Raw genomic sequence first — 14,144 nt, forward strand, 5'->3', positions numbered from 1 at the left:
GGTCAGTGGCCAGCGTCGTTCCAGCTGGCGCCGAGGCCAACTTGAACTTCCAGAGGAACCAGCAGATCCGCTGCGGCTCCCATTTGTTCAACTACGAGAGTCTTGACGGCCTCAAGCTCGCCAGGCCAGATTTCCAGGATCAATTCATCATGAACCTGCAGCAGCATCCGTGACTTGAGGTCTTTTGCCGTCAGTTCTGCCGCTACACCGAGCATGGCGTGCTTGATAATGTCTGCCGCGGAGCCCTGGATGGGTGAATTCAAGGCGATGCGCTCGGCTAGTTCACGCAGTTGCCGATCGGAGCTGGAGAGGTCGGGCAGGTAACGGCGTCGGCCCTCAATGGTGGAGGTGTAGCCGTCCTTGCGCGCCTGTTCGACGACGCCGCGCAGGTAGTCGCGCACCCCACCAAAGCGGTCAAAATAGTCCTTGACCAGGGTGCGGGCCTCATCCACGGAGATTTCCAATTGCTTGGACAGGCCAAAGCTTGTCAACCCGTAGGCCAAGCCGTAGGACATGGCCTTGACCTTCGAGCGCATGGCGGAGGTGACGTCTTCCGGTGCCACACCAAAGACGTGGGAGCCAACATAGCGGTGTAGATCCTCGCCTTCCGCATATGCCTGAATCAGGCCGGCATCTCCTGAGAGGTGGGCCATGATGCGCATTTCGATCTGTGAGTAATCCGCAGCCAACAGGCATTCATATCCCTCACTCACAACGAAGATGTCACGCACCCGGCGGCCTTCTTCGCTGCGGATCGGGATGTTCTGCAGGTTCGGGTTGTTCGAGGACAGCCGCCCGGTAGCGGCCACGTTTTGGGCGTAGGTGGTGTGGATACGCCCGTCGGAGTCAACCGACTTCTTGAGCGTCTCCACCATCTGCTTCAGCTTGGACGCTTCGCGGTGCGCCATGAGCTGGGCCAGGAATTCATGCCCGGTCTTTTCCAGCAGCGACTTCAACGAGGCGGCGTCCGTGGTGTATCCGGTCTTGATCTTCTTGGTTTTGGGCAACCCCAATTCCTCGAACAAGACTTCCTGCAGCTGCTTGGGGGATCCGAGGTTGACCTCGTGGCCAATGGCGGCGTAAGCGGCTTGCTGCGCGGCGTTCATGGCGGCCGTAAAATCAGCCAGCAGGGTGGTCAACCGCTCCTGTGAGATGTCAATTCCCGTCAGCTCCATGCGGGCTAGCACCGCAGCCAGCGGCAGTTCCAGATCGCGCAGCAACACCGCGGCGCCGCGTTCCTCGAGGAGCGGCTCGAAGTGCTCGCTGAGCAGCAGCGCCACATACGCACGCTGCACGGCCTCGCCAAACTTCGCATCAGCTTCAAGGCCAAGGTCCAGCTGGCCGGCATCGGAGGCGGTTCCAGCATCAAAACCGACCTTGAGGTGCACCTGGCTCAGCTCGTCCAATTCGTAGCTGCGGCGGTCAGGCTGGATCAGATAACCCGACAGAGAGGTGTCATCAACCACGCCATTGAGCGACAGCCCGCGGACGGACAACGCCTTGAGCGCCTCCTTGTACTCGTGCACCACCTTGGGGGCATCAGAGACTAACCAGGCAGCCACGGCTGAATCCAGCGCAGCATCCGCCGCACCCAGGTCAACGACGACGGCGGACTCCTTGCCTACCAGCGCCACCGCGGTGGCCTCGTGCCCCATGCCAACCTTCGCGGCAAGCACGTCAACGGCCACGTTGCCTGTTGCCGCCGCCAACCAGGCTTCCAATGCCGCAGCCTCGGTGACCACCTGGTGGGCGGGCACCTGGTGCACTTCACCGGCGTCGGCCGTTTCTTCTTCGCCAAACAAGTCAAACAGGCGCTTGCGCAGCTGGTTGAACTCGAGGGAGTCGAAGAGTTCCTCGACGGCGTCGCGATCGGGCGCCTGCAGCAAGGTGTCCTCCAGGGGTACCGGGAGTTCCATGTCGCGCAGCAGGTGGTTCAGGCGGCGGTTGCGCTTGACGTCCTCAACGTGCGCGCGCAGGGACTCGCCAACCTTGCCGCCAATGGCGTCCAGGTTTTCAAAGATCCCTTCAAGACCGCCATACTGGTTGATCCATTTGGCGGCCGTCTTGGGTCCCACACCCGGAACACCGGGCAAGTTGTCGGCGGTTTCTCCGACCAAGGCCGCCAAATCGGAGTACCGGTTGGGCGGCACAAAGTACTTCGCCTCAACGGCCGCCGCGTCCATGGGCGGAATGTCGGAGATGCCCTTCTTGGGGTAAAGCACCGAAACCTTGTCAGTGATGAGCTGGAAGGCGTCACGGTCACCGGAAACCACCACCACATCCCAGCCGGCAGCCTCTCCCTGGGTGGAGAGCGTGGCGATGATGTCATCGGCTTCAAAGCCGTCCACGGAAATGGTGGGAATCTTCATCGCTTCCATGACCTTGATGATCAAATCGATCTGGCCGTGGAACTCCTCGGGCGTCTTGTTGCGCCCGCCCTTGTATTCCGTGTACTCCAAGGAGCGGAACGTGGGGGTGTCCAGGTCAAAGGCCACAACCACGTGTGTGGGCTTTTGCTGACGAATCATGGTCAGCAACATGGCGGTAAAACCATGGACGGCATTGGTGTATTGGCCGGCCTGAGTCACAAACTTGTCCACGGGCATGGCGTAAAAAGCGCGGAAAGCCATGGAATGACCATCGAGGACCAGAAGGCGCGGCGTTGCACCCTCGGCCAGTTCGGTTCCGGGGGTGGCAGTGGCTGTGGACTGGGGGGCCGTTTTGGCAGATTCACTCACAAGTGCCAGCCTAGTCATCATGAGCGATAAATTCACACTGCACCCCAAGGCCGACGAACTCATAGCCGCGGGCATCCCGGCCCACTTCCATTCCGTCTTGGGCCCGCATGGGGTGGGCTCCCTCGTCACCAAGATGGGGATCGTCTTCACCCACATGAGCGTTGAATCCATGGTTGCCACCATGCCGGTGGAGGGAAACACTCAGGTGACGGGCCTGCTGCACGGCGGGGCACATGTGGTTTTAGCCGAAACCCTAGGGTCATTTGCCGCCGCTTTTCATGCCGGAGCCGGCCGGAAAGTTGTAGGTATTGAGATCAATGCCACACATCACCGCGGGGCTTCAAGCGGCCTTGTCACGGGCACGGCCGTGCCGATTCACCTTGGCCGCACGCTCACCACACACGAGGTGGTCATGACGGATGAGGCCGGCCGCCGCCTCTCCACCTGTCGGATTACCAACATGATTCTGGATCGCTGACGCTCCCCCGAGAACGCATTAAAGAACGACGCCGGGCACCTGTCTTTCCGATCATGCGGAAGGACAGGTGCCCGGCGTCGTTGGTACCGAAACCTTAGAAGATGTTGCCGATGATCTCGGCTGCACCCTCATTGAGGAACGGAACAATCAAGATAATTCCGGCAGCGACGGCCAGGATGCAGAAACCAAAGCAAACGTAGGATCCCCACTTGGCGGCGTGGTTGACACGGCCGTCGTCGTCACCGCTGACGGCCGTGAACCGTACCCCAAGTGAGTACATGGTGACCACAAATCCCGCACCTACGAGAGTTGTCAGTGCAACTGTGAGGAATGAGAACCAGTTGATCATTACTTCTCCGTCTCAGTGTTGGTAGGGACAGTGTTGCTGGGGGCAGCCGTGTCGTTTGAGGCTTCAGTGACGTTCGCGTTTTCCCTAGGCTTCACCTTCACCATCTTCACCTTGGGCGCCTGAGCGTCTTCGGCGGCCTTGGTCATGGCCTTGAGCACGGCGGTGTCGGCATGGTCCAAAGCGCTCTGGGCCAGGGCACGGGCGGCGTCGGTTTCAGCAGCACGCTTGGCAGCCTTTTCAGCAACCTTCTGTGCGGCGCGGGCCTTGGCCGCCAACTTTTCCCGCTCCTTCTTGTTGGGAATGTGCACGGCTTCACCCACGGCGTCAACGTCACTAAGTGCGTTGCTGTGATCCACCACTTCGCGCTGGGACATGAAGAACATGAAGAGGATGGCACCAAGCCCCAGCACGGCCACAATCACAACACCCACAAATCCGGTGTGAATGATCGCGGCTGCGAGCCCGCCCACAATTGCGGCGGCTGGCAGTGTCAACAGCCAGGCAATGCCGATCTTTCCAATGGCTCCCCAGCGGACGGTTGAACCCTTGCGCCCCAATCCCGAGCCGATGACCGAGCCCGAGGCCACATGCGTGGTGGACAAGGCAAAGCCAAGGTGGCTGGAGGCCAGGATGGCGGCGGCGGTGCTGGTTTCTGCGGCGAATCCCTGGGCGGGCTTCACGTCGGTGAGTCCGGATCCGAGCGTACGGATGATCCGCCAACCGCCAACGTACGTACCACCGGCGATTGCAATTGCACATGCAGTGATAACCCAAATGTGCGGACCCGTTCCAGCGGTCTGCATGCCTGAGGCCACCAGAACCAGGGTGATGACACCCATGGTCTTCTGGGCGTCATTCGTGCCGTGGGCAAGCGCCACCAGCGAGGAGCTGAAGACCTGGCCGCGGCGGAAGCCACCGCGCTTCTGGGTCCGCTTGTCTCCGGAATCCGGATCGGATCGGCGCGTGATGCTGTAGGCAAGCTTGGTGCACAGGAACGCGACCAGTCCGGCAATGGTCGGCGCCAAAACGGCTGGCAACAGGACCTTGGAGACAACCACCATGAAATTGATGGCACCAAAGGACCAGGTGCCCACAACGGCTGCACCGATCAACCCGCCAAAGAGTGCGTGGGACGAACTGGAAGGAAGCCCCAACAGCCAGGTCAGCAGGTTCCACAGCACGGCGCCCATGAGGCCGGCGAAGATCATCTCCGGCGTGATGGCGACACCGTTGGGCCCGCCCTCATTGATGATGCCGCCGGAGATAGTTTTGGCCACCTCGGTCGAAAGGAAAGCTCCCACAAGGTTCAAGATTGCAGCAAGGGCGACGGCCGTCTTGGGCTTGATCGCCCCCGTGGCGATGGGCGTTGCCATCGCATTGGCTGTGTCGTGAAAGCCATTCGTAAAGTCAAAGAAGAGGGCCAGCGCTATAACAAGCACGACCATAAAGGTGAGATCCACCCGCGATCCATTTCTATTGGGGGGCAAAAGCAAGACTGCGACAAGGTCCAGTTGGATCCGAGGACCTGCTGATGGCTGCGCACGTTAAACGTGGCACGCCGACGAAAACCAACCGCTACGATCCTACGACGATTTCGCGCCTGCTGTTTGCCTAAAATTTCCTTTCTCGTAACCAATTCTCAACAGAAGGTGAATCTCAGGGTGAAAGGATGTGCACCTTCAGGGTGAGTGCCGCCCCAACACCGTCCAGCTAGCATGAAACAAGCAGCATATTTATCTCCGCCGAGCCTCACAGGTGACGCCCAGAAGAGGAATGAACTCCATGAGCAACGTTGAAGACAGCCCGCAGGAACTCTTCTGCCCCAGCAACCCGGCCGCCTCAGAAGATGGAGCAGAAGTCCTTGAACCCCGCCTCGTGCCCCTCGGCGGCCCGCGGGCCATGACAGTGCGGCGAACTTTACCTCAGCGCAGCCGCTCCTTGATCGGCGCCTGGTGCTTCATTGACCACTACGGACCCGAAGACGTGAGCACCGCGGCGGGCATGGCCGTACCTCCGCATCCACACACCGGGCTGCAGACCATTAGCTGGCTCTTCACCGGCGAAATTAAGCACGCGGACAGTGCCGGAAATCACGCCATGGTTCTCCCCGGCCAGCTCAATCTCATGACAGCCGGGCGCGGCATCAGCCACTCCGAGTACTCCACGGCCGCCACGAGCATCCTTCACGGTGTCCAGCTATGGGCCGCACTGCCGGACCACGTCCGCTTCACGGACCCCGGTTTTGAGCATTACACTCCTACGCCCGTCCAACTCGCGGGCGCCACGGCGAGTGTGTTTATGGGGACTGTTGCCGGCGAAAGCTCCCCCGTCACGACATTTACATCCATGGTGGGCGCCGAGATCACGCTCGACGCCGAAACAAGGCTGACCTTGGACCTCTCCCCCGGTTTTGAACATGGATTCCTCGTGGATTCTGGCTCCCTGAAGGTGGCCGGCACGCCCGTGGCTGCTACGGAACTTGCGTACCTTGGCACGGGCCGCGCCCAGGTTGAGTTGCAAGCCGGAGCGGAACCCGTGCGCCTGCTGTTGATTGGCGGAGAGCCGCTCAACGAGTCCATAGTCATGTGGTGGAATTTTGTGGGGCGCAGCCACGAGGAGATTGTCTCCTTCCGCGCCGCATGGCAAAGCGCCATTGGCCTTGAAGGAGCAACACTCCAGGAAGACAATCCGTTCAGCCTCCCAAAGGATCAAGTGGACGCGCCCCTGCCCGCGCCAGCATTGCCCACTGTCACCTTGCGGCCGCGGACTAGTCCTTCGCGAGGTTAGCCCGTACCCGTGGCGCCACCTCCGTGGCATAAAGCTCAATGCTCTTCATCATGGCTTCATGCGGCAGCGTGCCATGGCTGAACTTCAGATCAAAGCGGGAAAGGCCCAACGCCTTCGCCACGGTGGTGATCTTGTTGGCGACGGTCTCCGGAGAGCCAACCATCAGCGCACCGCGGGGACCTGCAGTCACGTCGTACTCGGCACGCGTCAACGGCGGCCAACCGCGGTCTCGGCCAATGCGGCCGTGCATGGCTGCATAGTGGGGCCACAGCTCATCCTGGGCCTGTTGGTCCGTCTCGGCAATGTGCCCTGGCGAGTGGACGCCGATGGGCTGTTCAGATTGTCCGAATTCCTTCAACGCGCGATGGTACAGCTCGGCAAAGGGAGCAAATTGCAATGGCTCGCCGCCAATGATGGCAAGCATCAGCGGCAGCCCGTAGTGGGCCGCCCGTACTACGGATTGGGGACTGCCGCCCACAGCCACCCAGGACTTCAAGGTTCCGGATTCCGTGTGCGGGTACACCATTTGTTGTGTGAGTGCCGGGCGAGTGTTCCCGCTCCAGTTGACGGGCTGCTGCTTGAGAAGTTCAGCGAAAAGCTCCAGCTTTTCCTCAAAGAGCTCTTCGTAGTCGGCCATGTCGAAGCCAAAGAGTGGGAACGACTCCGTGAAGGAGCCACGTCCCAGGGTGACCTCCGCGCGTCCGGAAGAGACGGCGTCGAGCGTTGAAAAGCGCTGGAAGACACGGATGGGGTCATCCGAGCTCAGGACAGTGACGGCCGAACCCAGACGAATGCGCTCAGTCTTGGCCGCGATCGCGGAAAGCACCATGTCCGGCGCAGATACGGCAAAATCGTCGCGGTGATGTTCACCGACGCCGAAGTAGTCGAGTCCCAGCTTGTCTGCCAGCACTGCCTGTTCCACGACGTCGCGAATCACCTGAGCTGCGGATTTAGGTTCTCCGTTTGCGTCAAGGGTGACGTCGCCGAAGGTGTCCAGGCCAAGTTCAAAGTTGCCAATTGCCACAGGGTTCCATCCTTTTCAAAAGAATATGCGTTTGCATCTACCTGGTGAACCGTGGGGCCACGGAAACTATTCCCGCCCGGCTATTGCCGCGTACGGGCCGCCGATGACCACTTGCTTCGGTAGACCGCCAAGAAGGAGGAAATACGCCTGACGGCCTCCTCAATGTCGCCAATGGACGGCAAGATCACAAACCGAAAGTGATCAGGAGTGGGCCAGTGGAAGGCTGTTCCGTGGGAGACCAAAATCTTCTGATCCTGCAACAGGTCAATGACAAACTTCTCATCGGACACAATGGGGTAGATGGCAGGGTCAAGCCTGACGAACAGGTACATGGCACCCGCCGCCGGAACGCAGGACACCCCAGGCAGGGCGTTGAGCAGTTCCGAGGCCCGGTCGCGTTGTTCGCGCAACCGCCCACCTGGCTTGGTCAAATCGTTAATGCTCTGGTATCCCCCCAGGGATGTCTGAATCGCATGCTGCGCAGGCACGTTCGAACACAGCCGCAAGGAGGCCAGCAGTTCCAAGGATTCTTTGAACTCGGCCATGGCCGCACGCGGACCGGACAGGGCAACCCAGCCAGCCCGGTAACCAGGCATCCGGTACGCCTTGGACAGACCGCTGAAGGTCAGAACGCAGACATCCTCGGCCAAGGAAGCCATGTGAATGTGGGTGTTTCCGTCGTAAAGAATCTTCTCGTAGATCTCATCGGCAAAAAGCACCAGATCGTGCTTGCGCGCCAACTCCACGAACTGTTCGAGAATTTCGCGCGGGTACACGGCACCGGTGGGATTGTTCGGATTGATGATGACTATGGCACGCGTTTGAGGCGTGATCTTTGCCTCGACGTCGGCCATGTCTGGCCACCACTGCTTGTCCTCGTCGCAGAGGTAGTGAACGGGAACGCCGCCTGTCAGGGTCACCGAAGCCGTCCAGAGGGGGTAGTCCGGGGCCGGGATCAAGACCTCGTCACCATTTTCCAAAAATGCCTGCAGAGTCATGGAAATGAGCTCACTGACACCGTTGCCAACAAAGATGTCGTCAACACCGATCTTCATCAGACCCTTGGTCTGGTAGTACTGGGAGATGGCGGTCCGGGCCGAAAAAATGCCCTTGGAATCGCTGTACCCTTGTGCGCCGCGAAGGTGGTGGATCATGTCCACCACGATCGACTCCGGCGCTTCAAGACCAAAGGGCGCCGTGTCGCCAAGATTCATGCGCAAGATCCGGTGCCCTTCGGCCTCCATTTTTTGCGCTGCGTGGAGGATTGGTCCGCGAAGTTCGTACCGTACATTGGCTAATTTGCTTGAGTGTTGCATGGGGCGCATAACGTCCATTTTCACACAGACACCACTACAAACGGCCGCACGGTCCATATTCCGGCCGGAGGCGTGGCTTGCTACTCCTGAATCACGCTGAGTACATTTCCTGACGGGTCCTTGAACCAGGCGATCAATGGGCCCCCTTGGCGGAAAATACCCTTAGTGTCCGTCTCCATGGGTGTCCCCGCATAGTGTTCAAGTTCGACGCCGGACGCCACCAACGCCTCAACCGCAACTTCAATGTCCGGTACAGGAAAGTTCAGGACGGTGAAAGTGGCTGGTTCGTGGCTGGCGTCCTTGGGGTAAACAAGCACGGTTCCGCCACCACCTAAGTGCAGCGTCAACATACCGTCCTGTTCGGTCACCGCCAACCCCAGCGTGTCTTGATAGAAGTCGCGGGCTGCTGCTACATCCGATACTGAGAAACTGCTAAATGCCAAACTATTGGCCAACATGGTCGGTGCTTCCCTTCTTGACTGCCGCATCTCTAGCCCAGCATAGGCCTTGACGGAAGTGGCGAACAGGGCCCGATGGGCGTGAAGGTTCCCAACGGCGTTCTTAGAGCAGGGGCAGCAACTGATCCTTGACTTGCTTGCGTAGGATCTTGCCCAACATGGATCGTGGCATATCCTCAATCTCGATAATTCGCACGGGCACCTTGTACCGGGCCATGAGTTCCTTGCAGTGTGCCCGCAAGTCCGCCTCGTTGAGCACGGTGCCGGGCTCCATCTGGACGGCGGCCACCACCATCTCTCCCCCGCGTTCCAGCGGCTTGCCGAACACTGCCGCGTCAATCACGTTGACATGCTGACGGAGAACTCCCTCGACTTCCGAGGGCGAAACATTAAAGCCTCCCGTGATAACTAGTTCCTTGGCCCGGTCCACGATCTTCGTGAAGCCTTCCGGGCTGAGCGTGACAATGTCGCCAGTGCGCAACCAGCCATCCTCGGTCAGTGACTTGGCTGTTTCTCCTGGGTTGTTCCAGTACCCCTTGAACACCTGGGGGCCTTTGATGAGCAGTTCTCCTGGCTCGCCTTGCGCCACCTCCTGGGTGGGATCATCGACGTCGACCACTTTCATGAGCGTGGACGGGAACGGCACGCCGATGGTGCCGGGCTGCCGGCTGGGGTGGAACGGGTTACCCAAGGCCACGGGTGACGATTCGGTCATACCGTACCCCTCAACCAGAAGTCCCCCGGCAACAGACTCCCAGAGCTCAACTACGTGATCGGGAAGGTTCATGGCTCCGGAAATACAGAATTTGCACGAACGCAGGGAGATGCCCTTGTCCATGGCAGCGAGGGCCGTTCGCTCGTAAATAGGCGGCACGGCACAGTAAACAGTGGCTGGTGTCTTCTTCATGGCAGCGAGGACCAGGTCCGTGTCGAACTTCGGAAAGAGCACCAGCAAGCCCTGCTTCCGGACGCCGAAGGTGAGATAGAGCGTCATGCCGAAGGCGTGGAACATCGGCAAGACGGCGTAGAGAACCTCCTTGCGGGTCTGTGCCCCATGCATCCATGCCTCACCCTGCAGCGCGTTGGAGTACAGATTGAAATGAGTCAACATGGCACCCTTGGGGCGGCCCGTGGTGCCGGAGGTGTAGCCGATAACGGCCAGGTCTTGAACGTTTGGGCGCGGGTGGGCCGGATCGAGGGTGCCGCTTTTCAGCAGGTCCTTCCAAGCCAGGGTTCCAGGTGCCGGGGCACTCAGTGCAGCACGAGTCTCGCGCAACTTTTTCACGGGGAGTTTCAGGGCCAGACGTTTGAGCGCCGGGAACTCCGCCAAGAGGTTCACGGAAACGATCCGGTCGATGGCAATATCGGCCGGAAATTCCTTGATGTTCTCCACGACCTTGTCCCAGGCAATCACCACGCGGGCCTGATGGTCCTCAAATTGGTGCCGCAACTCCCGCGAGGTGTAAAGCGGGTTGTGTTCCACCACCACTGCTCCGAGGCGAAGCACGGCATAGAAAGCCACAACATGTTGGGGACAATTGGGCAGGATGAGCGCAACACGATCCCCCGCCCTCACGCCAAGAAGGCGGAGGCCCTCGGCAGCGCTGCTGACTTGCTCCCCGAGCTCGCGGTAGGTGGTGCGGCGTCCAAAGAATTCCATCGCCGGAGCATCACCAGCTTCGTGAACCGAGCGTTCGAACATGGCAACGAGCGATTCGGTGGGCAGCTCTATCTCGGCGGGAACACCCGGCTGATAGTTTTTCACCCACGGCTGCTGGACGCCGTCGTGCTTGGTTTCCGCAGGCGAGAGGCGTGACGGCGTGGTGATGGAGGGCTCAATGTTCGGCATGCGTTCCATCTTGCCGCCAAGGTACGGGCGGTGTCGAATGATCCCCACGCAGCCAACCCCAACGCCATCTCAACGATTAGAACAAGAATTCCATGAGGGGTAGACCTTCGGACCATGCAGCGCTAGCGTGGAGGCACTGGCTGCTCAAACAACTTTCTAGAGAGCCGGCTGCCAGAGGAAACAGCACTTTCAGTCATTAGGAGGAGCAATGGGTTTCATCGGATGGATTATCCTGGGCCTCGTCGTGGGGGTCATCGTCAAGGCGATCATGCCCGGCCGCGTCGGCGGCGGTTGGGTCACGAGCCTGGTCCTTGGAGTCGTCGGAGCCATCGTTGGCGGCTGGATCGGAGATCTCTTGTTCAACAAGGGTGACATGCGGTTCTTCAGTATCGGCTCGTGGCTGCTCGCCATTGTTGGCGGGCTGGTCGTTGCCGGGGTTTACGGCGCCATCACGGGCAGAAACAAGAGCTCGGCCTAGTCACCGCACCTTTAGGGACCGCAGCTTAGGGGCAGGAAGCGCAGCCGAGACGGCCGGCGCTTCCTGCCCCCTTTTTTTGACCTCATTCCTTGCCGCCATGATGTTCCCCCACCCGGTTCTGAACCCACTGCGGCCCTGTTGCACTAGGGTTATGTTCGGCCAGCGGCATCCTCAATTCGATCCGCTGGGCGTCCCTGCATGACAAAGGAATCAGCTTTGGTAACAGCAACCACCGGATCCCGTCCGACCCCTCTCGAACTGCAATCTGTACGGGGCGCACTGCGATCCCCTCGGCGACTCAAAACAGAGGTGCTGGGTGGGCTTGTTGTTGCCTTGGCCCTGATCCCCGAGGCCCTGGCGTTTTCCATCATTGCCGGCGTCGATCCGAGGGTTGGCCTCTTCGCAGCGTTCACGATGGCCGTCACAATCTCCTTTGTGGGCGGGCGGCCAGCCATGATCTCTGCCGCCACAGGCGCCGTCGCCTTGGTCATTGCACCCTTGGTGAAAAGTCACGGCTTGGACTATCTCATCGCGGCCGTTATCTTGGCTGGCGTTTTCCAGATGCTGCTGGGACTTGGCGGAGTGGCGAAATTGATGCGCTTCATACCGCGATCGGTCATGGTGGGATTCGTCAATGCTCTTTCCATTCTCATAGTCATCGCACAGGTTCCTGAGCTGCTCGGCGTGCCATGGATGGTGTACCCCCTCGCTGCCTGCGCGTTGCTAATAATGGTTGTCTTGCCGAAGGTAACCAAAGCAGTGCCCGCACCTTTGGTGGCGATAGTGGTCCTGACGCTGTTCACGGTGCTCGCCTCCGTGGTGGTTCCCACCGTGGGAGACAAGGGCGAATTGCCGCACAGTTTGCCCTCGCTCTTGATGCCCGCCGTGCCCTTCACGTTGGAAACTTTTAAGATCATCGCCCCATTTTCGCTAGCCATGGCGTTCGTTGGCCTGCTGGAATCACTCATGACAGCGAAGTTGGTCGATGACATTACCGACACCCGCTCGTCCAAAACCCGTGAGGCCTTGGGCCAGGGTGTCGCCAACATTGTCACGGGCTTCTTCGGTGGCATGGGTGGTTGCGCCATGATTGGCCAGACCATGATCAATGTGAGGTCCTCGGGCGCCCGCACGCGGATTTCCACTTTCCTTGCGGGTGTTTTTCTTGTGGTCTTTGTTGTTGCGCTCGGCGATGTGGTGGCCTTGATCCCCATGGCAGCGCTCGTGGCTGTCATGCTGTTTGTTTCTGCCACCACCTTTGACTGGCACAGCATTCGTCCCGCCACACTGAAGATGATGCCCAAGAGTGAAACCTTCGTCATGGTGGCGACCGTGGCGGTGGTGGTTGCCACCCACAACCTGGCCATCGGAGTTGGCGTGGGTGTCCTTGTGGCCATGGCGTTGTTTGCCCGCAGGGTGGCGCATCTGGTCACTGTGAAACGCACCGTGAGCGAGGTGGCCGGAACGAAAACGGCCACCTACGTTGTGGACGGCGAATTGTTCTTCGCCTCATCGAATGATCTCTACACGCAATTTGAGTACGCGATTGATCCGGAGAACATTGTGATCGACATGCGCAATTCCCACCTGTGGGATGCCTCAACCATTGCCGCCCTCGATGCTGTCCAGGAAAAGTACCGGCGCCACGGAAAAACCGTCACAATTACAGGTCTGAACGAAGCCAGCGAGGCCATGCATCTTCGTCTCGCAGGAAAGCTCGGCGGATAGTTCAACGCCCCGTTTTGCCCTGTTGCATTTCTCACAATCAAATCTTTCAGCATCCCCTTAGCACACGCGCAGCAGACCCCAAGACCGGGGAAAATTGCTAAGCTAGAAAGCTGGGCATTCCCCTTCGCCGGGAACCTGCCAAACCCACACTTATCCCCTCTAAGGAGCATTAACCCTCAATGACATCCGTGGCCACTGAATCACTGCGTGACCAGCTTTGGAATCGCCGTTACGACGAGAACATTGCTCCTATCACCGAGTTGTGCGACACCCTGGCGGAAGCCCGGCCCGAGCAGCAGGTGGCCTACGTGGACCCGGTTCACGATGTTGATGAGTGCAAGATCATCAGCTTGTTTTCAAACGTTGGCGAAATTGATCCTTCGGGCTTCATCACCGCCGGTGACGACCAAGCCGCAACCCGCCTGCTGGGCATCCATTGGCAGATCGGGCTGCGCCCGAGTCTTGTCATGCCGTGGAACGTGCACCCGTGGTTCACTCCGGGCCAGCCCAACGGCCGCCTCACAGCACCGCAGATCGAGCAGGGCCTGCGCCCGCTCGTGAAGTTCGTGAACGCTGTACCCCGCGCCTCGGCCCTGGTTGCCCACGGCACCGAGGCCCACCGCCTGGCCGACCAGCTCCTGAAGGCTCAGGGCCCCATGCTCTATAAGCGCGGTTTCGGTATCTACAAGGTCCGCTCGCTTTCCGGCCGCAGCTTTGCCGGCTCCCCCGAGCGCCAGGAACAGTGGCTGCTGGAATCGGCCAAGGCCTACGCCGAGTCGATGACCCGCAACGGCATCCCCGTTAAGGGCCGCTAACTCTTTTTGCAACTGACCCGCAGTAGCGGTCGAAAAGGCGTGTTCTTCGCCATTTTTCAGCCACTGCTGCGGGTCAGTTTGGGTTAAGGCTCGACGGCGGGACCCGCCTTGGATTGCACGTTTG

At 59.9% G+C, this 14,144-nt stretch carries 12 protein-coding genes; 5 read left to right on the forward strand and 7 right to left on the reverse strand.

Features of this window, described 5'->3' with window-relative positions; genetic code table 11:
- Window positions 1-2 precede the first annotated feature (2 nt).
- On the reverse strand, window positions 3-2,630 hold the full coding sequence (gene polA / locus BLV41_RS07550) for a DNA polymerase I (protein WP_244517000.1): 2,628 nt from the start codon (window positions 2,628-2,630) through the stop codon (window positions 3-5).
- 127 nt (window positions 2,631-2,757) lie between these two features.
- Between polA and BLV41_RS07555 the strand changes: the two genes are divergently transcribed.
- On the forward strand, window positions 2,758-3,216 hold the full coding sequence (locus BLV41_RS07555) for a hotdog fold thioesterase (RefSeq protein WP_074711222.1): 459 nt from the start codon (window positions 2,758-2,760) through the stop codon (window positions 3,214-3,216).
- A gap of 94 nt (window positions 3,217-3,310) precedes the next feature.
- Here the strand turns inward: BLV41_RS07555 and BLV41_RS07560 are convergent, their stop codons facing one another.
- Complete coding sequence (locus tag BLV41_RS07560; RefSeq protein WP_044572085.1) at window positions 3,311-3,565, reverse strand: hypothetical protein; 255 nt, start codon at window positions 3,563-3,565, stop codon at window positions 3,311-3,313.
- On the reverse strand, window positions 3,565-5,025 hold the full coding sequence (locus BLV41_RS07565; RefSeq protein WP_083360649.1) for an inorganic phosphate transporter: 1,461 nt from the start codon (window positions 5,023-5,025) through the stop codon (window positions 3,565-3,567). The genes BLV41_RS07560 and BLV41_RS07565 overlap by 1 nt, the downstream gene beginning before the upstream one ends.
- Before the next feature lie 322 nt (window positions 5,026-5,347).
- Between BLV41_RS07565 and BLV41_RS07570 the strand changes: the two genes are divergently transcribed.
- Window positions 5,348-6,352: a pirin family protein gene (locus BLV41_RS07570; RefSeq protein WP_074711223.1), complete on the forward strand. Its 1,005-nt coding sequence runs from the start codon at window positions 5,348-5,350 to the stop codon at window positions 6,350-6,352.
- On the opposite strand, the gene BLV41_RS07575 is transcribed toward BLV41_RS07570, so the two are convergent.
- The 4 genes from BLV41_RS07575 to BLV41_RS07590 form a co-directional block, all read right to left on the reverse strand.
- Window positions 6,333-7,376: an LLM class flavin-dependent oxidoreductase gene (locus tag BLV41_RS07575; protein WP_244516786.1), complete on the reverse strand. Its 1,044-nt coding sequence runs from the start codon at window positions 7,374-7,376 to the stop codon at window positions 6,333-6,335. The two genes, BLV41_RS07570 and BLV41_RS07575, sit on opposite strands and share 20 nt — an antisense overlap.
- Window positions 7,377-7,456: 80 nt before the next feature.
- Window positions 7,457-8,701: a pyridoxal phosphate-dependent aminotransferase gene (locus BLV41_RS07580; protein WP_074713178.1), complete on the reverse strand. Its 1,245-nt coding sequence runs from the start codon at window positions 8,699-8,701 to the stop codon at window positions 7,457-7,459.
- A gap of 71 nt (window positions 8,702-8,772) precedes the next feature.
- The gene (locus BLV41_RS07585) at window positions 8,773-9,150 is read right to left on the reverse strand and encodes a VOC family protein (protein ID WP_074711224.1); all 378 of its coding nucleotides are present in this window, start codon (window positions 9,148-9,150) and stop codon (window positions 8,773-8,775) included.
- Between the two features lie 103 nt (window positions 9,151-9,253).
- Window positions 9,254-11,008: a long-chain-fatty-acid--CoA ligase gene (locus tag BLV41_RS07590; protein WP_425284290.1), complete on the reverse strand. Its 1,755-nt coding sequence runs from the start codon at window positions 11,006-11,008 to the stop codon at window positions 9,254-9,256.
- A 199-nt stretch (window positions 11,009-11,207) separates the two neighbouring features.
- Between BLV41_RS07590 and BLV41_RS07595 the strand changes: the two genes are divergently transcribed.
- The 3 genes from BLV41_RS07595 to BLV41_RS07605 all read left to right on the forward strand — a co-directional run bounded on the left by BLV41_RS07595 (window position 11,208) and on the right by BLV41_RS07605 (window position 14,020).
- Complete coding sequence (locus BLV41_RS07595) at window positions 11,208-11,477, forward strand: GlsB/YeaQ/YmgE family stress response membrane protein (RefSeq protein ID WP_044572077.1); 270 nt, start codon at window positions 11,208-11,210, stop codon at window positions 11,475-11,477.
- Window positions 11,478-11,675: 198 nt separating this feature from the next.
- Window positions 11,676-13,205 (forward strand): SulP family inorganic anion transporter, encoded by a 1,530-nt coding sequence (locus BLV41_RS07600; protein WP_074711225.1) that lies wholly within the window; start codon window positions 11,676-11,678, stop codon window positions 13,203-13,205.
- Between the two features lie 179 nt (window positions 13,206-13,384).
- On the forward strand, window positions 13,385-14,020 hold the full coding sequence (locus BLV41_RS07605; RefSeq protein WP_044572073.1) for a uracil-DNA glycosylase family protein: 636 nt from the start codon (window positions 13,385-13,387) through the stop codon (window positions 14,018-14,020).
- The last annotated feature ends 124 nt before the right edge of the window (window positions 14,021-14,144 follow it).

Origin of the sequence: Arthrobacter alpinus, from assembly GCF_900105965.1 — a bacterium.
GTDB classification, from domain to species: Bacteria; Actinomycetota; Actinomycetes; order Actinomycetales; family Micrococcaceae; genus Specibacter; species Specibacter alpinus.

Bases quoted from the DNA above. Each gene is read 5' to 3' on its own strand.
- polA (WP_244517000.1), bottom strand. From the start codon at position 2,630: ATGGCTTTCCGCGCTTTTTACGCCATGCCCGTGGACAAGTTTGTGACT.
- BLV41_RS07555 (WP_074711222.1), top strand. From the start codon at position 2,758: ATGAGCGATAAATTCACACTGCACCCCAAGGCCGACGAACTCATAGCC.
- BLV41_RS07560 (WP_044572085.1), bottom strand. From the start codon at position 3,565: ATGATCAACTGGTTCTCATTCCTCACAGTTGCACTGACAACTCTCGTA.
- BLV41_RS07570 (WP_074711223.1), top strand. From the start codon at position 5,348: ATGAGCAACGTTGAAGACAGCCCGCAGGAACTCTTCTGCCCCAGCAAC.
- BLV41_RS07580 (WP_074713178.1), bottom strand. From the start codon at position 8,701: ATGCGCCCCATGCAACACTCAAGCAAATTAGCCAATGTACGGTACGAA.
- BLV41_RS07585 (WP_074711224.1), bottom strand. From the start codon at position 9,150: ATGTTGGCCAATAGTTTGGCATTTAGCAGTTTCTCAGTATCGGATGTA.
- BLV41_RS07590 (WP_425284290.1), bottom strand. From the start codon at position 11,008: ATGGAACGCATGCCGAACATTGAGCCCTCCATCACCACGCCGTCACGC.
- BLV41_RS07595 (WP_044572077.1), top strand. From the start codon at position 11,208: ATGGGTTTCATCGGATGGATTATCCTGGGCCTCGTCGTGGGGGTCATC.
- BLV41_RS07600 (WP_074711225.1), top strand. From the start codon at position 11,676: ATGACAAAGGAATCAGCTTTGGTAACAGCAACCACCGGATCCCGTCCG.
- BLV41_RS07605 (WP_044572073.1), top strand. From the start codon at position 13,385: ATGACATCCGTGGCCACTGAATCACTGCGTGACCAGCTTTGGAATCGC.